20 protein-coding genes, 2 tRNA genes, 1 other RNA gene and 2 pseudogenes are annotated in these 25,054 nt (G+C 42.3%); 19 read left to right on the top strand and 6 right to left on the bottom strand.

The genetic code is table 11. The annotated features are described in order from the left end of the window. Positions 1-1,899, bottom strand: coding sequence for a DNA primase (locus AC4CUX_RS02740; RefSeq protein ID WP_178928222.1), 1,899 nt, complete (start codon positions 1,897-1,899; stop codon positions 1-3). Between the two features lie 191 nt (positions 1,900-2,090). Continuing rightward, positions 2,091-3,074: an outer membrane protein assembly factor BamD gene (locus AC4CUX_RS02735; protein WP_168158167.1), complete on the bottom strand. Its 984-nt coding sequence runs from the start codon at positions 3,072-3,074 to the stop codon at positions 2,091-2,093. Between the two features lie 71 nt (positions 3,075-3,145). On the opposite strand from AC4CUX_RS02735, the gene rluD reads away from it, so the two are divergent. From rluD to AC4CUX_RS02720, 3 genes are all read left to right on the top strand, one after another. Then, positions 3,146-4,198 carry a 23S rRNA pseudouridine(1911/1915/1917) synthase RluD gene (gene rluD / locus AC4CUX_RS02730; RefSeq protein WP_178928221.1) on the top strand — a complete coding sequence of 351 codons (1,053 nt, stop codon included), beginning with the start codon at positions 3,146-3,148 and terminating at the stop codon, positions 4,196-4,198. A 30-nt stretch (positions 4,199-4,228) separates the two neighbouring features. Next, positions 4,229-4,969 (top strand): peptidoglycan editing factor PgeF, encoded by a 741-nt coding sequence (gene pgeF, locus AC4CUX_RS02725; RefSeq protein ID WP_178928220.1) that lies wholly within the window; start codon positions 4,229-4,231, stop codon positions 4,967-4,969. 107 nt (positions 4,970-5,076) lie between these two features. Further along, on the top strand, positions 5,077-5,643 hold the full coding sequence (locus AC4CUX_RS02720) for a flavodoxin family protein (RefSeq protein WP_058870093.1): 567 nt from the start codon (positions 5,077-5,079) through the stop codon (positions 5,641-5,643). 42 nt (positions 5,644-5,685) lie between these two features. Here AC4CUX_RS02720 and smpB read toward each other — a convergent pair whose 3' ends face one another. Further along, a complete protein-coding gene (gene smpB / locus AC4CUX_RS02715) occupies positions 5,686-6,162 on the bottom strand; it encodes an SsrA-binding protein SmpB (RefSeq protein ID WP_004695532.1) in 477 nt (158 codons plus the stop codon). A gap of 141 nt (positions 6,163-6,303) precedes the next feature. Here smpB and coaD point away from each other — a divergent pair, with 141 nt between their 5' ends. The 4 genes from coaD to AC4CUX_RS02695 all read left to right on the top strand — a co-directional run bounded on the left by coaD (position 6,304) and on the right by AC4CUX_RS02695 (position 7,614). Continuing rightward, positions 6,304-6,795 (top strand): pantetheine-phosphate adenylyltransferase, encoded by a 492-nt coding sequence (coaD, locus tag AC4CUX_RS02710; protein WP_058870092.1) that lies wholly within the window; start codon positions 6,304-6,306, stop codon positions 6,793-6,795. A gap of 1 nt (position 6,796) precedes the next feature. After that, complete coding sequence (locus tag AC4CUX_RS02705; protein WP_004695536.1) at positions 6,797-7,060, top strand: YfhL family 4Fe-4S dicluster ferredoxin; 264 nt, start codon at positions 6,797-6,799, stop codon at positions 7,058-7,060. 26 nt (positions 7,061-7,086) lie between these two features. After that, an RNA gene (gene rnpB, locus AC4CUX_RS02700) (RNase P RNA component class A) lies at positions 7,087-7,464 on the top strand. A 73-nt stretch (positions 7,465-7,537) separates the two neighbouring features. Then, positions 7,538-7,614 (top strand) — tRNA-Met (locus AC4CUX_RS02695). Positions 7,615-7,775: 161 nt separating this feature from the next. On the opposite strand, the gene AC4CUX_RS02690 is transcribed toward AC4CUX_RS02695, so the two are convergent. Continuing rightward, a complete protein-coding gene (locus AC4CUX_RS02690; RefSeq protein ID WP_058870091.1) occupies positions 7,776-8,120 on the bottom strand; it encodes a hypothetical protein in 345 nt (114 codons plus the stop codon). 250 nt (positions 8,121-8,370) lie between these two features. On the opposite strand from AC4CUX_RS02690, the gene AC4CUX_RS02685 reads away from it, so the two are divergent. Continuing rightward, positions 8,371-8,447, top strand: a tRNA-Met gene (locus tag AC4CUX_RS02685). Between the two features lie 117 nt (positions 8,448-8,564). Here the strand turns inward: AC4CUX_RS02685 and AC4CUX_RS02680 are convergent. Continuing rightward, positions 8,565-10,190 (bottom strand): NAD+ synthase, encoded by a 1,626-nt coding sequence (locus AC4CUX_RS02680; protein ID WP_058870090.1) that lies wholly within the window; start codon positions 10,188-10,190, stop codon positions 8,565-8,567. Positions 10,191-10,393: 203 nt separating this feature from the next. On the opposite strand from AC4CUX_RS02680, the gene AC4CUX_RS02675 reads away from it, so the two are divergent. The 6 genes and pseudogenes from AC4CUX_RS02675 to AC4CUX_RS02650 all read left to right on the top strand — a co-directional run. Then, the gene (locus AC4CUX_RS02675) at positions 10,394-10,900 is read left to right on the top strand and encodes a hypothetical protein (protein ID WP_058870089.1); all 507 of its coding nucleotides are present in this window, start codon (positions 10,394-10,396) and stop codon (positions 10,898-10,900) included. A gap of 184 nt (positions 10,901-11,084) precedes the next feature. Beyond that, positions 11,085-12,041: a metal-dependent hydrolase gene (locus tag AC4CUX_RS02670; RefSeq protein ID WP_490792159.1), complete on the top strand. Its 957-nt coding sequence runs from the start codon at positions 11,085-11,087 to the stop codon at positions 12,039-12,041. 15 nt (positions 12,042-12,056) lie between these two features. Next, positions 12,057-12,902, top strand: coding sequence for an SDR family NAD(P)-dependent oxidoreductase (locus tag AC4CUX_RS02665; protein ID WP_490792158.1), 846 nt, complete (start codon positions 12,057-12,059; stop codon positions 12,900-12,902). Between the two features lie 72 nt (positions 12,903-12,974). Continuing rightward, a pseudogene (locus tag AC4CUX_RS02660) lies at positions 12,975-14,276 on the top strand (flavin-containing monooxygenase); the annotation flags it as partial. A 54-nt stretch (positions 14,277-14,330) separates the two neighbouring features. Then, a complete protein-coding gene (locus tag AC4CUX_RS02655) occupies positions 14,331-15,263 on the top strand; it encodes an IS5 family transposase (RefSeq protein ID WP_490792157.1) in 933 nt (310 codons plus the stop codon). A gap of 52 nt (positions 15,264-15,315) precedes the next feature. Continuing rightward, positions 15,316-15,561, top strand: a pseudogene (locus AC4CUX_RS02650) (cyclohexanone monooxygenase); the annotation flags it as partial. 148 nt (positions 15,562-15,709) lie between these two features. On the opposite strand, the gene gltA reads toward AC4CUX_RS02650, so the two are convergent. Next, positions 15,710-16,984, bottom strand: a complete 1,275-nt coding sequence (gene gltA / locus AC4CUX_RS02645) for a citrate synthase (protein ID WP_004695551.1) — start codon at positions 16,982-16,984, stop codon at positions 15,710-15,712. A gap of 1,026 nt (positions 16,985-18,010) precedes the next feature. Here gltA and sdhC point away from each other — a divergent pair. The 5 genes from sdhC to AC4CUX_RS02620 all read left to right on the top strand — a co-directional run bounded on the left by sdhC (position 18,011) and on the right by AC4CUX_RS02620 (position 25,038). After that, the gene (gene sdhC / locus AC4CUX_RS02640) at positions 18,011-18,409 is read left to right on the top strand and encodes a succinate dehydrogenase, cytochrome b556 subunit (RefSeq protein ID WP_005400408.1); all 399 of its coding nucleotides are present in this window, start codon (positions 18,011-18,013) and stop codon (positions 18,407-18,409) included. Further along, positions 18,409-18,774, top strand: a complete 366-nt coding sequence (sdhD, locus tag AC4CUX_RS02635; RefSeq protein WP_004695554.1) for a succinate dehydrogenase, hydrophobic membrane anchor protein — start codon at positions 18,409-18,411, stop codon at positions 18,772-18,774. Before sdhC ends, sdhD begins: the two co-directional genes overlap by 1 nt. Before the next feature lie 12 nt (positions 18,775-18,786). Next, positions 18,787-20,685 (top strand): FAD-binding protein, encoded by a 1,899-nt coding sequence (locus AC4CUX_RS02630; protein WP_125273218.1) that lies wholly within the window; start codon positions 18,787-18,789, stop codon positions 20,683-20,685. Between the two features lie 14 nt (positions 20,686-20,699). Beyond that, the gene (locus tag AC4CUX_RS02625) at positions 20,700-21,410 is read left to right on the top strand and encodes a succinate dehydrogenase iron-sulfur subunit (protein ID WP_004982744.1); all 711 of its coding nucleotides are present in this window, start codon (positions 20,700-20,702) and stop codon (positions 21,408-21,410) included. 805 nt (positions 21,411-22,215) lie between these two features. Then, positions 22,216-25,038 carry a 2-oxoglutarate dehydrogenase E1 component gene (locus AC4CUX_RS02620; RefSeq protein WP_058870103.1) on the top strand — a complete coding sequence of 941 codons (2,823 nt, stop codon included), beginning with the start codon at positions 22,216-22,218 and terminating at the stop codon, positions 25,036-25,038. Positions 25,039-25,054 lie beyond the last annotated feature (16 nt).

Here is a 25,054-nt window from a genome sequence, read left to right as displayed (position 1 = left end):
TTAAGTAATCAGTCTTAAGCCTATTTTTTTGGTCAATTCATTCAGTTTTTGACGTAGATTGCGCGATTCGAGCAGGCTTAAAGGCGCTTTTAGTTTTTGGCGCAAATATTTTTCTTCAAGCGAGAGAGCATATTCACTGGCCAGTTTGTCGGCCATTTCAGGTGTTTTGGTCAGAACTTCAATATTGGTGCGCTGCATAATATCGGCAATCGCGTTGGCATAACGGCTACATGCACCCAAAACATAATAGGTTGCCAGTTCTTGGTCATCAGGTAAATCATCAAAGATACCATCTAAGACTTGTAGCACATGCGCTAAAAGTTCATCTTCAGGTAAATAGGCGCGTAGAGTTTCAAAGTGAATATACAAAAACGGATGATGGATCAGAACGGCGAGCGCGAAGTCTTCGTCTTTGGTGCGAATATTAAAAGACAAAGAGGCATCGTTGCTGACTTGAGGTGTCCAGCGACGACCAAAACCGAGTTTTTCTTTGAAGGATTGATTTAGCAAATAACGGAAAGAGCCTGTTTTTGGCAATAAGTCCGTAAGTTGACGTAACTCACTCATGACCTGACTTTTACCTTCAGGGCTGCTGATGTCATGGTTCTGCGTCAGATGTGCAAATACAAAGTCTGACAACAGTGGGGCCTGTTGGAGCAGTTTATTAAAGTTTTCAATACCTTCGCGACGAATCAGTGAGTCAGGGTCATGATCATTTGGCAGCACAAAGAACTTCAGCTCACGACCATCATTGAGTAACGGTAACGCAATCTCTAAAGTACGGCGAGCCGCTTTTTGTCCAGCCACGTCACCATCAAAGGCAATGGTAATACGGTTGTTTTGTTTAAACAGAATATTTAAGTGTTCGGTGTTACTGGCCGTTCCTAGGGTCGCCACAGCACCTGCAATCCCATACTGCTGTAGCGCAATCACATCCATATAACCTTCGACCATCAGCCAGTCTTGGGCTTTTTGTTTACGGCCTTCATATAAACCATAAAGCAATTGGTTTTTATGAAATACCTCAGAGTCTGGCGAGTTGATGTATTTAGGCTTAATTTCGTCATTTAGAGCACGACCACCGAAGCCCACGACACGACCTTTGGCATCACGAATCGGAAATATGACGCGATCCCGTAACAAGTCAAAGTCACGACCATTGTCACTGGTACGAATCAGTCCGAGTAGCTTTAAGCCTTCGATATCTTGCGGAAAGGCTTTTTCTAAGTGTTGCCAGTCCTCAGGTGCATAGCCTAAACGCCAATATGCAATGGTATCTCGGCTGAGTCCACGCTGTTTAAAGTACTGCTGAGCAGCACGACTATGCGGTAGTTGTTGCTCATAATATTGCGCAATATTTTCTAACAGGTCGTATAAGTTACCTTCCTGAATGGGGGCAGTGTTGAAGCCCTCGAAGGTATTAAAATCAGCATAACCCTCTTGGTAGTCCATGGACTGAAATTCAGCAAAAGGATCATGCTCAATCTGAAACTCAGGTTGTGCTGGAGCTGCCTCAGCTTTCTTGTCCCCTGCGGCGACATCGACCTGTGGTTTTTGGACAGGTTTAGCTTCGCGCTTATACACCAGTTTTTTCGAGTCACGGTTATCTTTGGGAAGTTCGATACCTGTTTGACTCGACAAATCCTTCATTACATCAATAAAGCTACGACTGTCGATGTCCATTAAAAAACGAATGGCATTACCATTGGCCTGACAACCAAAACAGTGGAAATACTGTTTGTCACGATACACGTGAAAAGACGGTGATTTTTCTTGATGGAACGGACAACAGCCTGAATAAGTGCGACCTGACTTTTTAAGTTTCACACGTTGACCAATCAGGTCGACAATGTCGGTCCGATCTAAAATTTGGTCAATGGTGTGTTGAGGAATAGCCATGTCGAATCGTCAGTCGCTGATGTTTTGAACCGTGAAAAGAAGCAGAGATGGAGGTTTTAAAATGCAAAAAACCATCGAATCTAGATTGTTTTGTATACCTTTTAGACGTTTTGATCAAGCGGAAATCGCACAAAACAAAAGGGCAAGTATGATAACTTGCCCTTTCTAAAATAGCGAATATTTCAGAAGAATTATTCGGTTTCAGTAGTGATGTTTTGCTGTGTTTCAGGACGATCCAGTAAACCGAAGCTGACACGATTGGTAAAGCTGCGCTCTGTTGTTTGTTTCGGCTGTTCGATTTTTTCTTCAGAACTGTTTTGTTCTTCACGACCAAACACACCTAAAGTCGCACGGTTGACCCAACTTGCTTCTTTACGTGCAGCACGTAAGTTCACTTCACCATTCGATTTCACTAAATTTGGATAATTTAGTTTCAATACATCGGTATATTGTTGCGCAGTTTGCTTGTCGCCCAATTGGTCATACGAATAAGCAACAGTTGCTAAAGCTTCAGGCACTTGAGGGCTTTGTGGATAATGTTCAATCACCCATTGCGCACGCTCTAGTGCTGCGACCCATGCTTTACGTTTGATATTAAAACGTGCCGCATTCATTTCGCTTTCAGCCAACTCATTGCTGATAAACTTCATGCGCTGTGCGGCATCAACCGCATAAGTGCTTGAAGGGTAACGACGAATAAAGTCTACGAAGTTTTGATACGCCACTTTAAGATAGCTGACATCGCGATGTGCTTGCTTGAGCGAAGTATAACGAATCAAACCATCATAGTTTTGTTCCATATTGGCTACGCCACGGACATAGTAGGCATAGTCCACGTTTGGATGCTGAGGGTTCAAACGAATGAAACGATCAGCCAGTGCAATCGCACCTTCATAATCTTTCTGCTGAAACTTCACATAGAGCAGCTCTAGTTGAGCTTGTTGCGCATATTCACCTGTAGGGTAATAGGTATCTAATGCTTCTAAGTGTTTTGCAGCGTCGGTATATTGACCACTTTGCAGTGCTTTTTCTGCTTTTTGAATATAAACCTGTTCACTCGATTGTGGACCGGTATCTACCACTTCTTTCTTGGGATTGCTGCTACAGCCTACCATTGCAGATGCAATGCCAATCGTTAGAGCAAGCATTGTCATTTTATAATGTGGTAGCGACATAAAAATTCCTCTGTTAATACGGGCAATGAGCTACAATTGCGCTATTAAATCACTTTTATTTGAATGATCAAATGGCTCAAGCACAATCTTCCGATCCAAATTTCCCTGAAACCGATTTCAATTTACTTGAAGATTCTGAGGATGCAGATAACCATACTTCAAGCTCTACTGCAACACGTTTATCGTTGCAATTTCAATTGGATGAAACTTATCTCGGACAACGTATAGACCAAGTTGCAGCAACGATTTGGAGCGACTTTTCGCGTGAAAAACTCAAACAGTGGCTAAAAGAAGGCCATTTGTTGGTAAATGGTAACAGTGTCAAACCGAAATATAAATGTGAAGGATTTGAACTGTTAACCCTTGACGTTGAGTTAGAAGCTCAAACCCGTAGTCTGCCTGAAGATATTCCGTTGGATATCGTCTATGTAGATGACGACATTATTGTCGTTAATAAACCTGTTGGTATGGTCGTGCACCCAGGTGCGGGCAATTCATCGGGTACGTTGGTAAATGCATTATTGCATCACTATCCAAAATCGGCAGAACTGACCCGCGCGGGTTTGGTGCATCGTATTGATAAAGATACTTCTGGTTTGTTGGTCATTGCGAAAAACTTAGAAGCACAATTTTCACTGAGCAAGCAATTGGCGAAAAAAACGGTTTACCGTGTTTATGACCTGATTGTGTATGGCAATGTGATTGCTGGTGGCACGGTGGATGAACCGATTAAACGTCACCCTGTAGATCGTGTCAAAATGGCGGTATTACCAGGCGGTAAAGATGCTGTAACACACTACAACGTGAAAGAACGCTTCCAACATTTCACCCGCATCCAAGCTCGTCTTGAAACTGGACGTACGCATCAGATTCGTGTGCATTTTAGTTATATTGGTTTTGGTTTAGTTGGCGATCCTGTGTATATGCCACGTGTACGCGTACCCGCAGGTGCAACAGAACTTTTAGATGAGACTTTACGTGGTTTCAGACGCCAAGCCTTGCATGCAGCAGAGCTCGGTTTGAAACACCCACGTACAGGTGAAGAAATGTTGTTTAAAGCGCCGTGGCCAGCAGACTTGGCGACCTTGGTTGATGTACTCCGTACGGAAAACAAAGCCTATTAAGTTATAGATGAATCATCATAAGGACAGTATATGCAATTTGTTCAAGGACTTCCGGCAGGTGTTTTTGTGGGGCAAACCCGTGTGCATCATGATCGTGCTTTAGAAACCACTCAATCTGAACTACAAGGCTTTAATTTGGCTTTGCATGTACAGGATGATGCTGCACGTGTGCAACAGCATCGCATGATCTTGCTCGAAGAGTTTGCAGGCTATGGTGTCGATAAAATCACGTGGATGACGCAAACCCATAGCACCATTTGCCGTGTAGTGAATGAGCAAATTGCTTTTGATGCTCAAGAAGGGGATGGTTTGGTGACGCAGCGCCCGAAGCATGCCCTGATGATGATGACAGCCGATTGTTTACCTGTGGTTTTAGGTAATGCTGATGGAAGCGAAGTGGCCAATTTGCATGCAGGTTGGCGTGGGCTGGCGCATGGCATTATTGAAAATACCATTGCCAGCATGAACACTCAGCCGACATGGGCTTGGTTGGGCGCAGCTATTAGCCAACCTTGTTTTGAAATTGGGGTGGAAGTAAAAGAAGCCTTTTGTTCAAAGTATGCTGAGCTTGAGTCTGCATTTCAAACAGGTGCACAAGCTGGAAAATATTATGCTGACTTATATGCGATCGCAAAATTCATTCTAAAACAGCACGGTGTTGATGTGGTCTCTGGCGGTGATCAGTGTTCATTTAGTCAGTCTGATGAATATTTTTCGTATCGCCGTCATGCCAAAACTGGGCGTATGGCGACTTTTGTGTTTATGCAATAGTTTTGGTTTCTGATCAAGTGCTTGGCTGTTTTAATCCTTGCACTTACTCCCCACTCAGCGAGTGGAAGTGTTAAACTTAACTCAATTCTTTGCTCTTAAAAATTTCCATGTCTGTACCTGATCTTGTTTCTGTTGCACCTGTTCATGTGTGTGTGGTTTATCATAGCGCCTATGGTCATACGGCGAAAGTCGCTCAGTATATTGCACAAGGTGCAGAGCAGGCGGGTGCTGACGTGCATTTGATTTCTGTTGCTGCAGTACAGTGGGACTTATTAGATCAGGCCGATATTATTGTAATGGGTTGCCCAACCTATATGGGGAGTCTCACAGCGGCACTAAAACAGTTTATGGAAGACTCCTCTAAGCGTTGGTTAGCACGGGCTTGGCAAGGAAAATTAGCTGCAGGCTTTACCAATGGTGGTGGCTTAAGTGGCGATAAACTGGCGGTATTACAACAGATTAATCTATTTGCAATGCAACATGGTATGTTGTGGGCAGGTTTACCGTTTATGCCGACAGGACGTAGCCAACACGATATTAATCGGATGTCGAGCTTTTTAGGTTTGATGACTCAGTCAGACAACGCCAGTGTTGAAATAACCCCACCCGAAGGCGACTTGGAAACTGCTCGAAAGTTCGGAAAATATTTGGTCGAGCTAAAAGCTGATTATTAACAGTTCTAATAATAAAAAACCTCCACATTGGGAGGTTTTTTATTATTTATGCATAATGCGGGCTTTATCACGTTGCCAGTCACGGTCTTTTTCCGTGGCGCGTTTGTCATGTAGCTGTTTACCTTTCACTAAAGCGATTTCTAGTTTCGCACGTGGCCCTTTCCAATAAGCAACAAGCGGAACGCATGAATAACCTTTTTGATTCACTGCGCCGAGTAGCTTATCGAGTTCACGACGGTTCAACAATAACTTACGGGTACGGGTCGCTTCAGGAACAATGTGCGTGGATGCACTGAGTAAAGGCTGAATCTGAGCACCGAACAGGAAAGCCTCACCATTTTTAAAGGTGATATAACTCTCAGACAGCGTCATACGACCTGCACGTAACGATTTTACTTCCCAGCCTTGCAGTGACAGGCCAGCTTCAAATTTTTCTTCAATAAAATAGTCGTGACGTGCACGTTTATTCTGTGCAATCGTCCCGCTGGTATTTTTTTTAACTACAGTTGCTTTCGCCATAATCAATTACTTCCAACAATGTACCTATTGTGCCTTAAAGCAGGGTTAAGGTGAAGTTTTTTCAAATTTATGGAGTTTCTTCACCTATAAAACAAGTTTTTGCTAAAATATGGCTCTACAAAATCAACAGAGTAAAAATGGATGTCTAAAACTCGCGTCATTTACCCGGGGACTTTTGATCCAATTACCAATGGTCATATTGATTTGGTCACACGTGCATCACGTATGTTTGATGAGGTGGTGGTGGCCATTGCCATTGGTCATCATAAAAATCCTGTCTTTAGTTTAGAAGAGCGTGTGAGCTTGGCCAAAGCATCATTAAGTCATCTTGATAATGTTGAGTTTGTAGGTTTTGATGGTTTGTTGGTGAACTTCTTCCGTGAACAAAAGGCAACGGCTGTACTGCGAGGATTGCGTGCAGTGTCTGACTTTGAATACGAGTTCCAGTTAGCCAATATGAACCGTCAACTTGATTCACACTTTGAGGCAGTATTTTTAACGCCGTCAGAGCAGTATTCATTTATTTCATCGACGTTGATTCGTGAAATAGCACGTTTAAAAGGTGATGTGACCAAGTTTGTACCGCAAGCTGTGGTTGCTGCTTTTGAACGTAAACATCAACAAGGTTGGTAATGTGTCTTTATATATAACCGATGAATGCATCAATTGTGATGTCTGTGAACCTGTGTGCCCCAATGAAGCCATTTTCATGGGGGAATTGATTTATGAAATCAATCCAGATTTATGTACAGAGTGTATCGGACATTATGATAAACCCCAGTGTCAATTGTTCTGTCCAGTGGACTGTATTCCGCTTGATCCCAATCATGCTGAAACTGAGGATGAGCTCATGGATAAATATAAAAAGCTGATTGCTCAAAAAAGCGCAAGCAATTAAGTCTAAGATTTGATACTATTCGCCTCGAAGTGAGCCAGACGATCGCTGCTGTGGAGATCTCCGTGATTGAAGCAGGGGAGGAAAGTCCGGGCTTCATAGGGCAAGGTGCCAGGTAACGCCTGGGCGGCGTGAGCCGACGGAAAGTGCAGCAGAGAGTAGACCGCCTTCATTGTGGTTTCGAGCAATCGAAATCGAAGGTAAGGGTGAAAGGGTGCGGTAAGAGCGCACCGCATGGCTGGTAACAGTTCATGGCATGGTAAACCCCACCGGAAGCAAGACCAAATAGGGATCCTTTAGGCATGGCCCATGCTGGATCCGGGTAGGTCGCTTGAGCGTATGAGTGATTGTACGCCTAGAGGAATGATCGTTCTCGACAGAACCCGGCTTATCGGCTCACTTCAACAAATTTTGATCAATTAAGCGCGCAAGGTACTTGACGTACTGGTGAGAAAACCACATAATGCGCGCACAGTTTACGGCTATGTAGCTCAGTTGGTTAGAGCACCGCACTCATAATGCGGGGGTCACAAGTTCAAGTCTCGTCATAGCCACCATTTTTATAGATCATGCTCTCAGCATGATCTTTTTTTTTGTGGGAAAGAAAGGTCTGAAAGTGTTTTTATTTACTTGCCATTTCTGAAATGGCCTTGTGGTTCACTGCGCCGTTGTTTCGATATTTAAACCAAAGCTGTGACTGCGGACATTTATGATCTTTTTAAAATTTCCCCTCACAGTTAAGGTTTTCAGGCGTTAAATTGATCTGCGTCTGTAAGTTTTGAATGTGTTGCCAATTGGCTTGATGTTCGGGTAATGCAAAGATTTGATGATCGACTAAATTGAGTTTTTTTAAAGATATGTGCTGACTTGCACAGTAGCGTCCTTCGGCTCTTTCTAAAGCTAAGTTTTGCTGTGCAGTTGGGCTTAAGCGATCTGCCGTCAGGATCTTTTGTTGTCCTTTGGCATAGTTGACCAGTATCTCTCGGTCTTTTAGGCTAAAGAGTTGATTTGAGTTGATATAGGCCGCTACATCACGCCGTACACCGTTATAGTTGGTGATCATGGGGGAAATCAGCCTGACAATTGCTCAATGCTATAGTGCTCAGGATGATGAAAAGACTAAAGTCTTTTTCATTATCTTTCTCGTAAATATGTTTAAGTTAAATACAGCTTGCAGTATGAAAATAAGTTTAAAAAGAGTGGTTTGCTGAAAAATTGCTAGTTTAAATTGTATTTGTTTATGGAATAACCATTTGTGTGTAAAAAGGGTTGACGGTTGTCTTTGAACTTTGCATAATGCGCGCACAGTTTACGGCTATGTAGCTCAGTTGGTTAGAGCACCGCACTCATAATGCGGGGGTCACAAGTTCAAGTCTCGTCATAGCCACCATTTTAAAAGACCAAGCTCTCAGCTTGGTCTCTTTTTTTGTGCGTAAAAAATAGATTTGAATATGTTGATATAAAAAAGCCCAAACATCTGTTTGGGCTTTTTTATTGGAACAGCAGCTTATAGGCCAGCTTTCCAGCCATTCATGATTGGGTAGCGACGTTCACGGCTAAATGCACGTGAGCTGATACGCGGACCAATTGCACCTTGGCGACGTTTGTATTCATTGAAATCGACCAAACGAATTACTTTTGCAACCACTTCAGCATCAAAGCCTTTGGCAATGATGTCATCTTGGCTCATATCTTCTTCGATATAGGCATATAAAATGGCATCCAGTACATCATATGGCGGTAAAGAGTCTTGGTCCTTTTGATCTGGACGTAGCTCTGCTGAAGGTGGACGAGTGATCACACGCTCAGGAATCACGGGCTTGTCTGAAATGCTGTTACGGTATTTCGCAAGTTCAAACACAATGGTTTTATACACATCTTTCAGTACGGCAAAACCACCGACCATGTCACCATAGAGCGTGCAATAGCCCACAGCCAATTCTGATTTATTGCCTGTAGACAGGACTAAATTGCCAAATTTGTTGGATAAACCCATTAGCAGTGTACCGCGGGCACGCGCTTGTAAGTTTTCTTCAGTTGCATCCGCAGGGCTGTTGCCAAAAAACGGATAAAGCGTTTGCATAAAGCTGTTTACAATCGGGTTGATTTCAGCAATCCCAAAAGTCACCCCCATACTCTTCGCTTGTTCAGCTGCATCTTCTACACTGATTTGAGCGGTATAAGTATATGGCATCATTACGGCTTGGACTTTATCGGCGCCAATCGCATCGGCTGCAATTGCAAGAGTTAGAGCTGAGTCGATCCCGCCTGATAAACCCAAAATCACCCCTGGGAAACCTGAGCGCTGTACATAGTCACGGGTCGCCATTACTAAGCTTTGATAAATCTCTGCCATAGTGTCTAAAGCAGGCGGCAGAGGATTGGCCTTAAAGGCTTGTTGTTCTGCTTCGTATTCAGCGAAATACAGGGATTCTTTAAAGCTTTCAGCTTGAAGTACAACTGAACCATTTTTGGCAATCACGAAGCTTGTACCATCAAAGATCAGGTCGTCTTGACCGCCGACTTGGTTGGCATAAACCAAATTGAGGTTCATTTGTTTTGCCAGTGCAGACATGGTTTCAACGCGGTGCTGTGGCTTACCGACTTCATATGGTGAAGCATTTAAGACTAAAGCTGTTTCTACATTGAGCTGTGCTAGTTGTTGTACCGTTGAAAGTGACCAAACATCTTCACAAATCAACACACCAAACTTATGACCCAAATATTCAAAAACAAGGTGTTGATGTCCTTCAGTGAAGTAACGCTTTTCATCAAACACGCTATAGTTTGGCAAGTTTTGTTTGTTATACACACCCAAAACCTGTCCATCTTTCATGACCGCAGCGGCGTTGTAGCGTTGACCATCTTCGGTTTGATTGACAAAACCAAAGACCATTACAATGTCTTTTACTGTTTTAAGTTGTTCAAAAACTTGTTGCGTGCGTTTGGTTAGGCTTGGACGTAGAAGTAAATCTTCTGCTGGGTAACCAATGCTCGAAAGTTCTGGAAAAATAATTAAATCAGCATTTTGTTTTTTTGCTTCATTGGCCTGTTCCAACATTTTTTGGGCATTTGCTTCAAGGTTGCCAATGTGCGGAGAGAACTGTGCAAGTGCAATTTTAAAACTTTTCATTTCCAACTAAATCCTATACCTATAGGGATATACACGACGATTGAGTTTGTTATAGCTATAAGTTCTACGTGGTGTAAGTGACGATAAACAAATAGAAGTATTAATCAATAATAAGTGCGAATACTATATACGAAATGCGATTTTTTTTAAGGGATATTCTAAAAAAAATCCGTAAATGTCCTTAAAAAGAACAAATTATTCTAATGTCTTTATGGAGTGTGATTGTGTGGTTTCAACCGCTTTTACAAAAAATACAGCAAAAGTTTGAACTTAAAAACAGGCCCTTGACTGAAGGGGAGAAAAAGTTTGCCAGCAGTATTTTTGGGAACAGTCTGAGCATGGATTCGGTTCGAATTATCGCGCATCGGGCAGTGCTGCCTCATTATGCGATTAGCCCCAATGGACATGTCTATTTTAATATCAAAGACTGGTGCGAAAACTTTGCCGACCAGCCGATTCATCAACAAGCTTGGTTGATTCATGAGCTAACGCATGTTTGGCAAATTCAGCAGGGACTCGCTGTAGTGCGTAAGGCACTTTTTAACCGTCAATATCGTTATGCGTTAAAACAAGGAAAGCAGTTTTTAAGCTATGGCATTGAACAGCAGGCGCAAATGGTGCAAGACTATTTTCTCAAAAAACACTATGGCGAAGAGTGCTCAGCCTATGAGCAGTGTATTCCCTTTGTGGCACACAAAGCCTCGTTCTGACCCCGATAGATAAATCTGTGGAGTGATTGTTAGACAACAGATTTTAAAGTCATAAATTGCAAATCATTTGAAGAAAAATGCCAGTGGCATAGGGGAATCGGACTCTTATTTTGAATGCAAAGCACAGGTAAAAAATCGTGAGATTGAGCCTAAAAAATGAGCTAAAAATAAGAAGGAATGTCCTATGCGTATCGCTCTTCCATTGAAAGGCAAAGCCAGCCAAATTTTTGCAGGACCCGTATTCGATGCTGAAAAACAGTCTGCGATTATTCCAATTCGGCATATGAAATTTGACTTTGAAGCTGAGAAAATTGATCCCAAATTTTACTTAAATGCGGAGCTAGCCAGTGCTTACTTTGCATCTCCCTCGATCTTTCTGACCTATGGTGAAGACTTGGTGATTGATACCGCCCGTTATCACCGCGATTTCCTCACAGACCCTGTATTAAAACAACGTGTGACGTCTTTAATTGGACAGGAGGCACTGCATTCAAAGCTACATGAAGAATTGAACGATACCTTTAAACAGGTTGATTTACCCGTTGGCATTTTTCGTTATTTAGCCGAAATCGTTTTTGATTACGGTTTTAACCGCTTACCGCAGCCGATGAAATTGTCTTTGATGGCAGGCATTGAACATTTTACCGCTGTGCTGTCTGAATACATGATGAACCATGAAGAGATTTTCTTCGATTCTCAAGATGAAAAGCAACGGGCGATTTGGATGTGGCACATGCTAGAGGAGTCTGAGCATAAAGACATTGCATATGATGTGTTTCAATCACTTTCCAATAACTATGCCTTACGTATTGCAGGCTTTTTTCCAGCCCTTATCACCATTTTGCTGCTGATTTCAGTGGCGTCAGTTTTTGTCCCATTTTATCGCAAACCGTCTAATTTGGTGAGCCTGAGTTACTGGAAGGATGTACCGCGCAGTTTCAGTCTCTTGTTTGGATTAAAAAGAGGTGTTTATGGCAGTAGTTGGAAGCATATTTTTGACTATTTGCGTCCAAGCTTTCACCCGAATGATTATGACACCTCTGCATTTTTAGATTATTACAAAGAGCGTTTACTACATCCTGAAACAGGAGTGTTAACCCCCTATTTCACCAAAGAATTTACTCCAGTACTTAAACCATAAAAAGGAGGTTATGACATGGGACTGTTGAGTAAAAAAAATAAACCAAGTCAAAATGCCTACGCAGTTGTGACTGGTGCAGGTAGTGGAATTGGCCGTAGCTTTGCACTGGAACTGGCAAAGCGCGGTGGTGATGTCGTCTGTGCAGATATTGACTTAAGCTCAGCACAGGAGACGGTAGATTTGATTCAGTCGATGACATCTTCGTCAGCCTATGCGGTGCATTGTGATGTTGGATTAAAAGAATCTGTACACACTTTGGCGGAGCAAGCGGAACAGCTTTTGGGATATCCTGTTACTTTGCTCATCAATAATGCCGGAGTTGGGCTAGGTGGTAAGTTTGATGAGGTGTCGCTGGAGGATTGGCAGTGGTGTATGCATGTCAACCTGTGGGGGGTAATTCATGGTTGCTACTACTTTGTACCCAAATTTAAACAGCAAGGTTTTGGTGCCATTATCAATGTAGCATCGGCAGCGGGCTATACCGCAGCCCCTGAAATGACAGCGTACAACGTGACCAAGTCTAGTGTTTTGGCTCTATCAGAAACCTTAGCTTCAGAGCTTCAGGCTTATAACATTGCAGTCAATGTGCTGTGTCCGACCTTGGTGCCGACCAATATTATGAAGAATGGACGGTTGCCGAGTCGCTATTCTGGACTGGCTGACAAACTGATGATGAACCATGCGTTTACCACCAGTGATGCTGTAGTCAAAAAAACATTAAATCGCTTAGATGCAGGCAAGCTTTATACTATTCCACAACCCGATGCCAAATTGTTTTGGTGGATGAAACGCGCATCGCCAAGCTTATACGTCAAGCTTTTAGGTTTGGGTTATCCACTGTTTAATCAAATCACAAAATAAGAATAGAGAAAAATGAATATGGAAACGCAATTAGAGATCGAGCAAGTAGATGTGCAAGCGCCGTCTGATCAAATGCGAGATCAAACTACCACGTCAAAAAGTACAGAAGCTCAACCTAAGCAGACCCGTAAAAAGGCTGTGCTTCGTCCTAAAGCTGTACAAACTTACGATACCATTGTTGTAGGGGCTGGGATTTCTGGCATTGCTGCGGCTTATAAAATGAAACAAGTCGGCTATCAGGACTATCTGGTTTTAGAAAAGGCAGAGAGAGTTGGTGGTACGTGGCGTGATAATAATTACCCCGGCTGTGGCTGTGATGTACCTTCGGCATTGTATTCATTTTCCTTTGCACCTAGTCATCAATGGAGCCATTTATTTGCGAAACAACCTGAAATTTTAAGTTACTTAGAACGGGTAGTTGAGCAGTTTGAATTGCAAGACAAAATCTGTTTTCAGCATGAGTTGCTCAGTGCCAAGTTGAATGAAGAGGCGAATATTTGGCAACTTGAAACTTCTCAAGGGACATATCAAGCACGAACCGTGATCTTTAGCACAGGGCCGATTACAGAACCATCTTTACCTAAGATTAAAGGGATAGAGGGGTTTAAAGGAGAAATGTTCCATTCAGCCCGTTGGAAGCATGATTATGACTTAACGGGAAAGCGGGTTGCCGTGATTGGAACTGGCGCATCGGCCATTTAGTTTATTCCACAAATTCAGCCATTGGCGAAAGAGCTGATCGTATTTCAGAGAACTGCGCCGTGGGTCTTACCCAAAGCGGATATGCAATTGAATGCAAGCATGAAATCGCTGGTGGCCAAATTCCCGATGATTCAGCAAGGTTGGAGGAATAGTGTTTCCAGTATTTTAAACGGGATCAACTTTGGGCTACGTCATCCGTCACTGCTTGAGCCAGTCAATTTTTTAAGCCGTCAATTATTGAAATTGCAAATACAGGATGACGCCTTACGTAAAGCTGTAACACCTAACTTTTCGATTGGCTGTAAGCGGCTTTTATTTGCCAATAATTATTATCCAGCACTGCAACAAGACAATGTAACGCTGTTGCCACAAGGTTTGGTTGAGATTGATGGGCAGACTGTCATTGCTGCAAATGGTGAGCGATTTGAGGTCGATGTCATTATCTGGGGAACCGGTTTTGAAGTGGCACACCCACCGATTGGACAACGGGTATGGAATGCCCAAGGTGAGCGATTGGCTGACCTTTGGAAGGATAGTTCGCCAGAAGCGTACTTGGGTACAAGTTTGGAAAATGTGCCGAATGCATTTTTGGTATTGGGCCCAAATATCTTGGTCTATGACTCTTTTATTGGCATTGCTGAAGCTCAGATTCAGTACATTGTAGATGGTCTAGGCTTTGTTGCACAAACGTATCTCTAAAGACTTATTCCACAATATAATTTTCAAATGAATAAGCTCACACCAAAAATCTATCGTACAACCAATTGGTCGACCTACAATAAAGCCTTGATCAATCGAGGAAATATATCAATTTGGTTTGATTCAGCGACCCAATGGTATGCTCCGTCCATCGGTAAACAAGGGCGAAATCAAATCTATTCTGATGCAGCAATCCAATGCTGCTTAATGATTAAATCCTTATTTCGTCTGTCTTTACGCATGGTCACCGGCTTTGTTCAAAGCCTGATTAAACTATGTGGTCTAGATTGGACAGCACCAGATTACACCACACTTTGTAGAAGACAAAAGCATATTGATATTTTGATTAGCTATCAGAAAAGTAGTGATGGGCTACATCTATTAGTGGACTCTACTGGCTTGAAGTTTTTAGGCGAAGGTGAGTGGAAACGTAAGAAACATCAACCTGAATATCGTCGCCAATGGCGTAAACTACATATCGGCATAGATGCTAAAACTCTGCAAATACGGGCTGTTCAGCTCACAACAAATAATGTGAGTGACGCTCAGGTTCTTGGAAACTTGCTTGATCAGATCCCTAAAGATGAGCAGATTGACTTTGTTTATACGGATGGCGCTTATGACACCAAGCAATGCCGTCAGATCATTGCAGATCGGCAAGTGCATGCGGTGATTCCACCAAGAAAAAATGCAAAGCCTTGGAAAGGTAACAAAGTTCATTCGCGAGAGCGAAATGAATTACTTCGAACAGTTAAACGTTTCGGCAGGACATTATGGAAAAAATGGTCAGGCTATCATCGCCGAAGTTTGGTCGAAACTAAGATGCATTGCATCAAATTATTAGGCGATAAACTCAGCGCAAGGAGTTTTGATAGTCAGGTCAATGAAGTTCATGCACGTATAGCCGTGTTAAATAAATTTACAGAATTAGGCAGACCTCATACCCAAGTTGTCACTTAAATTTGAGCAACTTAGGAAAGCTCTATCTTTAAAATCTTTATGCAACAAAGCCGATGGTCTACTAAAAATGAAGCAGCAAGGCTTTAAACGTATGATGGTAAAACGTGATGTTCTGCGTTATCACAATGCTAAGGTGCAAACCCATTTGAAAACCACAGTATTTAACCGAGGTGGTTGCTCAAGCTATTATTTGGATCGAAATGGGCGTAACTTCGCAGCTTGGCCGTGGTCCTTGGCCGAGTTAAAGCAACGTTTATCTGCGCTTGAGCTAAAACACTACGATGTTGTTGAAGCTTAAAGTAGCCACATTAAGTATTAAAAAAAGCCTGAGTCTGTTCAGGCCTTTTAATACTTTAAGGGTGTGATTCATGAATGGTAGGTTTAGAGTTCAACATATAAAAAAACCACCCATGCGGGTGGTTTTTTGTCTATCAACGCAGACCGAATTAACGGTTGATGTCGCGTTGAACTTCGCCAGTGTAAAGCTGACGAGGGCGACCGATCTTGTACGGACCGCTGTGCATTTCTAACCAGTGGCTGATCCAACCAACAGTACGTGCAAGCGCGAAGATCACTGTAAACATTTCTGTCGGGATACCAATCGCTTTAAGGATGATACCTGAGTAGAAGTCTACGTTCGGGTATAGGTTACGTTTGATGAAGTATTCATCAGAAAGCGCGATACGTTCAAGTTCCATAGCAAGAGCAAGCTGTGGATCGTTGATGCCAAGCGCACCAAGAACTTCGTCGCAAGTTTCTTTCATTACTTTCGCACGTGGATCGAAGTTTTTGTACACACGGTGACCGAAGCCCATGAGTTTAACTTCTTTAGTTTTCACTTTTTCCATGAAGTCAGCAACGTTCTCTACAGTGCCGATTTCATCAAGCATCTTAAGAACAGCTTCGTTCGCGCCGCCGTGAGCAGGGCCCCAAAGTGCAGAGATACCCGCAGCGATACATGCATATGGGTTCGCGCCAGTAGAACCAGCTAAACGTACTGTAGACGTAGAAGCATTTTGTTCGTGGTCAGCGTGAAGCGTGAAGATGCGGTCCATTGCTTTAGCAAGGATAGGATCTACTTTGTAATCACGGTCTGCTGGAGTAGCAAACATCATGTACAAGAAGTTTTCAGCGTAGCTTAAGTCGTTACGTGGGTAAACGAATGGTTGACCTACAGTGTACTTGTAGCTCCACGCAGCCAAAGTAGGTACTTTAGCAATTAAGCGGATCGCTGTAATTTCACGGTGATCAACATTTTCGATGTCTAAGTTGTTGTGATAGAACGCAGAAAGCGCACCAACTACACCAACCATGATCGCCATAGGGTGAGCATCGCGACGGAAACCATTGAAGAAGCGGCTAACTTGATCGTGAACCATAGTGTGGTTACGAACTTTAGCATCAAATACTTCTTTTTGTTCAGCTGTTGGAAGCTCGCCATTGAGAAGTAAGTAGCAAGTTTCTAAGTAGTCAGCTTTAGTTGCTAACTGGTCGATTGGGTAGCCACGGTGTAAAAGCACACCTTTGTTACCGTCGATGAAAGTGATTTTAGACTCGCATGCAGCAGTAGCCATAAAACCAGGATCAAAAGTGAAGTGACCTGCGGCCAATACATCTTTAACGTCGATTACATCTGGGCCCAATGTGCCGCTGTAAATTGGTAATTCAATTTCTTTGCCATCAAGCTGTAAAACGGCTTTTTTGCCAGTTGCTTCAGACATTCAATAGATCTCCTGTCCTGGTGAATGATTTATCTGACTCGAAATACTCATCTTTTAATGCACGAATCAGACGGATTAAAAATTTGCTCTAAGAGTAGAGAGTGCTGAAATTTTGTCAATTATACTTATGGATAAAATGATGACTTCCGAAGTTATAGTTAAGATTTAATCCATTAAAATTTGCATAAAATCACAGCACCGACACACTATAATAAGTTAATTCAACGAGCAAGTGCATAAATAAAAAATGTTGCTGGCGCAATTGTAAGCAGTTTTATATTGAAAAAAGCGCTTGAAAAGAAACAGAATTCAAGTCGTCATATATTTACATTTATTATGATTCTCGTAACTTACGCATCATTTTAAAAAGAAAATGCTGCTTTCGTAGTCATTGTTAAAAACAATAAGTGACTCAAAAAAAATGATTTAGTTGTATAAAAAATAGCTTATTTGGTATTTCGAAAACGGTATATCAGTCACTTTTTTTATTTATACGGATGTGAAAAATTGTTTTAATTAAAATTTATTACGAGATATTTCAATCTTGTAGGGGATTAATCTGTTGCACCAACATCATGCATATTTATGCCACTATATTAAAATAAAATAATGAACATTTTATATATAAATAAAAAATGATTAAAATAAAGCAGTGAAATTCCCCAGTTTTTAAAACAAGACTTTTTTGTGCATCATTAGTCTAAAGTCGAATTTTCCCGTTTTTGTATAAATTTTAGCGCTTGAATTTGGTGTTTATTTTATAAAAACCAACCATATAGCTAAGATTTGAAGCTAAAGTATTGTAGCGCAAGGTATTTATCTATGTGTTAATGATTCTTATTTAAAGAATTTTTATGCAAAAAGGCCAAGGGCATTGTTTGTATTTTGATAGTTCACGTCTTATAATTCAGTGTCGTTTTAAGTTCAAACGCTATTTAATTTAGAGTTTTAAAGTAGCTGCTGAACAATGCCAGCTTTCCTTCGAATTAATTCCAACAAACTCCGGATGGAGTTTTTACTTACAGGATGCCCGCTGTGAAAAGCAACAGACCTGTCAATTTGTCCATGGGTCAAGTTTTAGAAGTAAACTTAAAATCCCCTGTGGCTATTGCATCAATCTTACACCGTCTATCAGGTGTCATCGTATTTTTACTCGTACCGGTACTTCTATGGATCTTAGACAAGTCATTGTCTTCGCCTGAAGGATTTGCTCAAGTTCAGGCTATTTTTAATAGCTTCATTGTGCGTTTTGTCGTATGGGTATTTGTAGCCGGCTTAATTTTCCACTTTATTGCGGGTGTTAAGCACTTACTTGCAGATATCGGTATTGCTGAAGAACTGCAAAGTGGTCGTATCGCAGCTACTATTTCATTGATCTTGTCTGCAATCGGTATCGTTGCGGCATTTGTATGGATTGTTATCTAATGAAAAGTGCTACTGGTTTAACGGGTTCAGGTTCTCGCGATTGGTTTATCCAACGTGTAAGTGCTGTCGTATTAGCGGTTTATACAGTTGTTGTTTTAGGTTGGATCCTATGCAATGGCGGTTTTAGCTATGAACAGTGGTACGGCTTTATGATGACAGCTCCAATGAAGATTTTATCTTTATTGGCCGTCTTATCTCTTGTTGCACATGCTTGGATTGGTATGTGGCAGGTATTCACGGATTATGTGACTACTCGTCAAATGGGTCCTTCAGCTTCAGGTTTACGCCTTGTACTGACTTCAGCAGTAATTATTGCTGTATTTGCATATGCGATCTGGGCAATCCAGATTTTTTGGGCGAATTGATAGGAAGAGATCATGGGCGCTATAACCCCTAAAGAAGATTACACAAATATTCCACACGAAACTTTCGATGCTGTCATCGTTGGTGGTGGTGGTTCAGGTATGCGCGCGTCTTACCAACTTGCTCAAGCTGGTTTGAAAGTTGCTGTTTTAACTAAAGTATTCCCAACTCGTTCGCACACAGTTGCAGCGCAGGGTGGTATTGGTGCATCTCTTGGTAATATGCAAGAAGATAACTGGCACTACCACTTCTACGACACTGTTAAAGGTTCTGACTGGTTAGGCGACCAAGACGCGATTGAATTTATGACGCGTGAAGCGCCACAAGTGGTTTATGAGTTAGAACACTTGGGTATGCCATTTGACCGTAACGCAGACGGTACGATTTACCAACGTCCATTTGGTGGTCACTCTGCAAACTACGGTGAAAAAGCGGTTCCACGTGCATGTGCTGCTGCTGACCGTACAGGTCACGCACTTCTTCACACGCTTTATCAAAGCAACGTGAAAATGGGTACACAATTCTTTGTTGAATGGATCGCACTTGACCTGATCCGTAACGAAGCGGGTGATGTACTCGGTGTAACTGCATACGACCAAGAAACGGGTAAAATTGCAGTATTCCAAGCCAAAGCGACATTGTTTGCTACAGGCGGTGCGGGTCGTGTTTACCGTGCATCTACAAACGCGTATATCAACACTGGTGACGGCCTTGGTATGGCTGCGCGTGCAGGTATTCCACTACAAGATATGGAATTCTGGCAGTTCCACCCAACAGGTGTTGCGGGCGCAGGCGTATTGTTGACAGAAGGCTGTCGTGGTGAAGGCGCAATCCTTCGTAACGATGCTGGTGAGCCGTTCATGGAACGCTATGCGCCTACTTTAAAAGATTTGGCACCACGTGACTTCGTATCACGCTCTATGGACCAAGAAATTAAAGAAGGTCGTGGCTGTGGTCCGAAGAAAGACTACATCTTGCTTGATATGACGCACTTGGGTGCTGAAACGATCATGAAACGTCTTCCATCTGTATTTGAGATTGGTAAGAAATTTGCGAACGTTGACATCACCAAAGAGCCAATTCCAGTTGTACCAACAATTCACTACCAAATGGGTGGTATTCCAACGAATATCCACGGTCAAGTGGTTGTGCCTGAAGGTTCTGAAACTGAAGCATTTGCAGCACATTATGACAAAGATAGCGATATCTATTCGACTAATGCGGGCGATCGTAACTTTACGAAACCTGTTAAAGGCTTCTATGCAATTGGTGAATGTTCTTGCGTGTCTGTACATGGTGCAAACCGTTTAGGTACCAACTCGTTACTAGACTTGGTTGTATTTGGTAAAGCTGCGGGTGAGCACATCATTGACTACGTGACTAAACATCACGGTGATGAATACCAACCGCTTCCTACGACTGTACTTGAGCAAACTGTTGCACGTATCCGTAAATTGGATGATTCAACAACTGGTGAAAATGCCCAAGAAGTTGCAGATGCAATTCGTGACATCGTTCAAGATCATGCTGGTGTATTCCGTACAACTGCACTTCTTGAAGAAGGTGTGAAGCAGATTCTTGCGATTGAACCGCGTGTACGCAATATTCACTTGAAAGACAAATCTAAAGTATTTAACACTGCGCGTGTAGAGGCTTTAGAAGTTGAAAACTTGTATGAAGTGGCTAAAGCAACATTGATCTCAGCAGCAGCTCGTAAAGAGTGCCGTGGTGCGCATACGGTTGTAGACTTTGAAGAGTCGCCAGATCATCCAGCTTACCCATATGGTCGTCGTGATGATGAGTGGATGAAGCACACATTATGGTTCTCTAGCGATAACCGTCTTGAGTACAAGCCAGTACGTTATAAGCCATTGTCTGTTGCTGCAATTCCACCTAAACCACGTACATTCTAATTGGGAGAAGTAAGATGAGTAGAGGTACTCGTACATTTAATATCTACCGCTACGATCCTGATAAGGATGCAGCGCCGTACATGCAAACTTTCAAGTTAGAGTTGACTGATAAGCACCGTATGTTGCTTGATGCGCTTCTTGCATTGAAAGTACAGGATGAGTCATTAACATTCCGCCGTTCATGCCGTGAAGGTATTTGTGGTTCGGATGGTGTAAACATCAATGGTAAAAATGGTTTAGCGTGTCTTTGGAACCTAAACGACTTACCAGAAGTGATCACAGTTCGTCCTTTACCTGGTTTGCCGGTGGTTAAAGATTTAGTTGTGGATATGAATCAGTTCTACGATCAGTACAACAAAATTCACCCATTCTTGATCAACAACCAACCTGCGCCGCCAAAAGAGCGTTTACAGTCTCCTGAAGAGCGTGAACACTTAGATGGTTTATACGAATGTATTCTTTGTGCATGTTGTTCAACTTCATGCCCGTCATTCTGGTGGAACCCAGACAAGTTCTTGGGTCCTTCAGCATTGTTGAATGCATACCGTTTCATCATTGACTCTCGTGATACAGCAACTCAAGAGCGTTTGGCTCGTCTAGACGACCCATTCTCGCTATTCCGTTGTAAAGGTATTATGAACTGTGTATCAGTGTGTCCTAAAGGTTTGAACCCAACTAAAGCAATCGGTCACATCCGTAACATGCTTTTAGATGCTGCGGGTTAATCTGTAGGCTGATTTATCAGTTAGAAAAAGCACACCTATAGGGTGTGCTTTTTTATTTTATAGCAAGATTTTTGCTGTAAAAAATAAAGTTGAGTGAAAGCGTGAGGTTGGCACTATTTTTGTTTGTGATAGGTGGCTTTTGTATAAATTGCACCAGATTGGTGAAAAGCGCGGCGATTTAAAACAAATGTTATAAATAAGTGCAAGTATGAGTCTGCAAAAAAAGTTATGAAGATGTTAATATGGATGTTGTTGATGGGGAGGGCATATTGAAAGATGATGCTCTCTTTTCGTATGTGTTTTTTGGAGTAGACTTTGGTCTACGTTGAAACTCGGTTTTATTTAAAGCACCATATATTAGATGAAATTTTGATATGTGTATTTCGCCAATTTATGAAAGGTATGTGTCAAAAAAATCAATTGAAATATGGGGAGTATGTTAAAATTTTTGCACATTTATATTTAAAAAATGCGCGCTAAATATGTACATTAATTCAACATTTAAGCTGCATTAGAGCGAGTATAAATGAGGAGTTAGTCGCTTTAGAAAAAATAATGCAATGCCTTATTTTTTCTAAGTCGATTTGCAAAAAAATTGCTCGGTTTTGGCCGGGTATGAATGAGTGATGATGCCGCTGAGGGCGTTATGATTCATTGTCACATTGGGTAATTCTAATGTAGTGATAACGCCTCATGGCATCCGCCTTATGGGGACTAATGTCATGTTACCAATTTGACATTACTAATCATGGGTTCGCTTAAAAAGCATCCTGAAATGTTTTTGCAATAGGAAATGGGTCCACAAATGCAAGAAGTTGCTGACGCATTGCGTCTTGACACTGAACTTTCCGCTGATAGTGCAGCGTATATTGAAGAACTTTATGAGCAGTACTTGGCTGCACCAGACTCAGTAGAAGCTGACTGGCGTGCATACTTCGATAAATACCCGAAAGGTGATCAACCACACAGCAATGTACGTGAGCAATTCTTATTACTAGGTCGTAATTCAAGTCGTGTTCAAGCAGTGGTACAAAGTTCTGTTAGTACAGAACATGAACGTCGTCAAATTGGCGTACTACAACTAATCGCAGCGTACCGTAACCGCGGTCACCAAAAAGCGAAGCTTGATCCTTTAGGTTTGGCAAAACGTGAAATCGTGCCAGATCTTGACCTTGCTGCACATGGCTTAACCCAATCTGATTTAGACACTGTATTCAACACAGGTAATCTTTTGATTGGTAAAGACGAAGCAACTCTAGGTGAAATGGTTCAAGCCATGGAAGCAACGTACTGTGCTTCAATTGGTGCAGAATACATGCACATTGTTGATACCAAAGAAAAACGTTGGATTCAACAACGCCTTGAAGGTGCACGTGGTCAATTCAACTTCACTGCAGAACAGAAAAAACACGTATTAGAGCGTTTAACTGCGGCTGAAGGCCTAGAAAAATTCCTAGGTAATAAATACGTTGGTGCAAAACGTTTCGGCGTGGAAGGTGGTGAATCTTTCATTCCAATGGTTGATGCTTTGATTCAACGTGCAGGTTCTGTAGGTTGTAAAGAAGTGGTCATTGGTATGCCACACCGTGGTCGTTTAAACCTTCTTGTAAACATCATGGGTAAAAACCCAGCAGACCTATTTGGTGAGTTTGAAGGTAAGAGCTTACATAAAAAAGGTTCTGGTGACGTTAAGTACCACCAAGGTTTCTCTTCAAACGTAATGACTCCAGGTGGTGAAGTTCACTTGGCATTGGCGTTTAACCCATCACACTTAGAAATCGTTGGCCCTGTGGTTGAAGGCTCAGTACGTGCACGTCAAGTTCGTCGTAAAGACATTGGTGGTGATGACGTATTGCCAGTAATTGTTCATGGTGATGCTGCATTTGCAGGTCAAGGTGTTAACCAAGAAACCTTCCAAATGTCACAAACACGTGGCTATACAGTGGGTGGTACGGTTCACATTGTGGTGAATAACCAAGTAGGTTTCACAACGTCTGATCCACGTGATGCGCGTTCTACAGAATACTGTACGGACATCGCGAAAATGATCCAAGCACCGATTTTCCATGTGAACGGTGATGATCCTGAATCAGTATTGTTTGTTGCGCAATTGGCACATGACTTCCGTCATACTTTCCGTAAAGACGTTGTCATTGACATGTTCTGTTACCGCCGCCGTGGTCACAACGAAGCGGACGAGCCAGCTGCAACTCAGCCAATGATGTATCAAGTCATCAACAAGAAAACGACAACGCGTGCGCTGTATGCAGACCAATTGGTTCAAGAAAGCGTCTTAGACCGTGCTAAAGCAGATCAAATGGTTGAAGACTACCGTGCTGATTTAGAAGCAGGTAAGCACGTTGCCAATGCATTGGTACTTGAACCAAATACAAAAATGTTTGTAGATTGGGCACCGTACTTAGGACATGACTATACAGACGTATGGGATACAACATGTTCTGAAGATCGCTTAAAAGAACTTGGTCGCAAAATGCGTGAGCTTCCTGAGGGCTTCGTAATGCAGCGTCAGGTTGCAAAAGTGATTGATGATCGCCTGAAAATGCAAACTGGTGAAATGCCATTGAACTGGGGTGCTGCTGAAACTTTAGCTTATGCATCACTTTTGGATGAAGGTTTCCTTGTTCGTTTAACAGGTGAAGACGTTGGTCGTGGTACATTCTCACACCGTCATGCGAAGTTGCATAACCAAGTAGATGGTTCAACGTACATCCCACTTTGCCACATTAAAGAAAATCAACCACGTACAGCAATTTATGACTCATTATTGTCAGAAATGGCGGTGTTAGGTTTTGAGTATGGTTATGCAACCACGCTTCCTAAGAGCTTGGTGATTTGGGAAGCGCAATTTGGTGACTTCGCAAACTGTGCACAGGTTGTAATCGATCAGTTCATCGCATCAGGTGAAACCAAGTGGGAGCGTGTATGTGGTTTAACGCTACTTCTTCCTCATGGTTTTGAGGGTCAAGGGCCAGAGCACTCATCTGCACGTTTAGAGCGTTTCTTACAGCTATGTGCTGAAGACAACATGCAAGTGATGACACCAACTACACCTGCACAGATTTTCCATGCTTTACGTCGTCAAGCGATTCGCCCAATTCGTAAGCCAATGATCATCATGTCACCGAAGTCTTTACTTCGTCACAAGCTTGCAACGTCTACTTTAAGTGAACTTGCAAATGGTACATTCCAAACTGTGATTGATGAAATCGACAACATCAACAAAGCAGACGTAACACGTTTAGTACTTTGTGGTGGTAAGGTTTACTACGACTTGCTTGAGAAACGTCGTGAGCAAGAGTTGAATAACACTGCAATCGTTCGTATTGAACAATTGTATCCATACCCTGAACAACGTATTGCTGAAGTTCTTGCTCAATATCCAAATGTGAAAGACATCGTTTGGACGCAAGAAGAGCCGAAGAACCAAGGTGCTTGGTTATTTATTGCTCCTCGTCTATATGATGATGTAATGAAGTCGGCTAAACCAGTACGTATCAGTTATGCAGGTCGTGAAGCTTCTGCTGCACCGGCTTGTGGTTCACCATATTTGCATGCAAAACAACAAGCTCAGCTCGTAAATGACGCTTTAGCGATCGTAGCTGAATAACAGGAGATTCTTAGTA

Source organism: Acinetobacter sp. 231_lipA (assembly GCF_058243005.1).
Note: the sequence above shows the minus strand (reverse complement) of the source record. Positions and strands in the feature narration are given on the sequence as shown.

Bases quoted from the DNA above. Each gene is read 5' to 3' on its own strand.
- AC4CUX_RS02740 (WP_178928222.1), bottom strand. From the start codon at position 1,899: ATGGCTATTCCTCAACACACCATTGACCAAATTTTAGATCGGACCGAC.
- AC4CUX_RS02735 (WP_168158167.1), bottom strand. From the start codon at position 3,074: ATGTCGCTACCACATTATAAAATGACAATGCTTGCTCTAACGATTGGC.
- rluD (WP_178928221.1), top strand. From the start codon at position 3,146: ATGGCTCAAGCACAATCTTCCGATCCAAATTTCCCTGAAACCGATTTC.
- pgeF (WP_178928220.1), top strand. From the start codon at position 4,229: ATGCAATTTGTTCAAGGACTTCCGGCAGGTGTTTTTGTGGGGCAAACC.
- AC4CUX_RS02720 (WP_058870093.1), top strand. From the start codon at position 5,077: ATGTCTGTACCTGATCTTGTTTCTGTTGCACCTGTTCATGTGTGTGTG.
- smpB (WP_004695532.1), bottom strand. From the start codon at position 6,162: ATGGCGAAAGCAACTGTAGTTAAAAAAAATACCAGCGGGACGATTGCA.
- coaD (WP_058870092.1), top strand. From the start codon at position 6,304: ATGTCTAAAACTCGCGTCATTTACCCGGGGACTTTTGATCCAATTACC.
- AC4CUX_RS02690 (WP_058870091.1), bottom strand. From the start codon at position 8,120: ATGATCACCAACTATAACGGTGTACGGCGTGATGTAGCGGCCTATATC.
- AC4CUX_RS02680 (WP_058870090.1), bottom strand. From the start codon at position 10,190: ATGAAAAGTTTTAAAATTGCACTTGCACAGTTCTCTCCGCACATTGGC.
- AC4CUX_RS02675 (WP_058870089.1), top strand. From the start codon at position 10,394: ATGTCTTTATGGAGTGTGATTGTGTGGTTTCAACCGCTTTTACAAAAA.
- AC4CUX_RS02670 (WP_490792159.1), top strand. From the start codon at position 11,085: ATGCGTATCGCTCTTCCATTGAAAGGCAAAGCCAGCCAAATTTTTGCA.
- AC4CUX_RS02665 (WP_490792158.1), top strand. From the start codon at position 12,057: ATGGGACTGTTGAGTAAAAAAAATAAACCAAGTCAAAATGCCTACGCA.
- AC4CUX_RS02655 (WP_490792157.1), top strand. From the start codon at position 14,331: ATGAATAAGCTCACACCAAAAATCTATCGTACAACCAATTGGTCGACC.
- gltA (WP_004695551.1), bottom strand. From the start codon at position 16,984: ATGTCTGAAGCAACTGGCAAAAAAGCCGTTTTACAGCTTGATGGCAAA.
- sdhC (WP_005400408.1), top strand. From the start codon at position 18,011: ATGCCCGCTGTGAAAAGCAACAGACCTGTCAATTTGTCCATGGGTCAA.
- sdhD (WP_004695554.1), top strand. From the start codon at position 18,409: ATGAAAAGTGCTACTGGTTTAACGGGTTCAGGTTCTCGCGATTGGTTT.
- AC4CUX_RS02630 (WP_125273218.1), top strand. From the start codon at position 18,787: ATGGGCGCTATAACCCCTAAAGAAGATTACACAAATATTCCACACGAA.
- AC4CUX_RS02625 (WP_004982744.1), top strand. From the start codon at position 20,700: ATGAGTAGAGGTACTCGTACATTTAATATCTACCGCTACGATCCTGAT.
- AC4CUX_RS02620 (WP_058870103.1), top strand. From the start codon at position 22,216: ATGCAAGAAGTTGCTGACGCATTGCGTCTTGACACTGAACTTTCCGCT.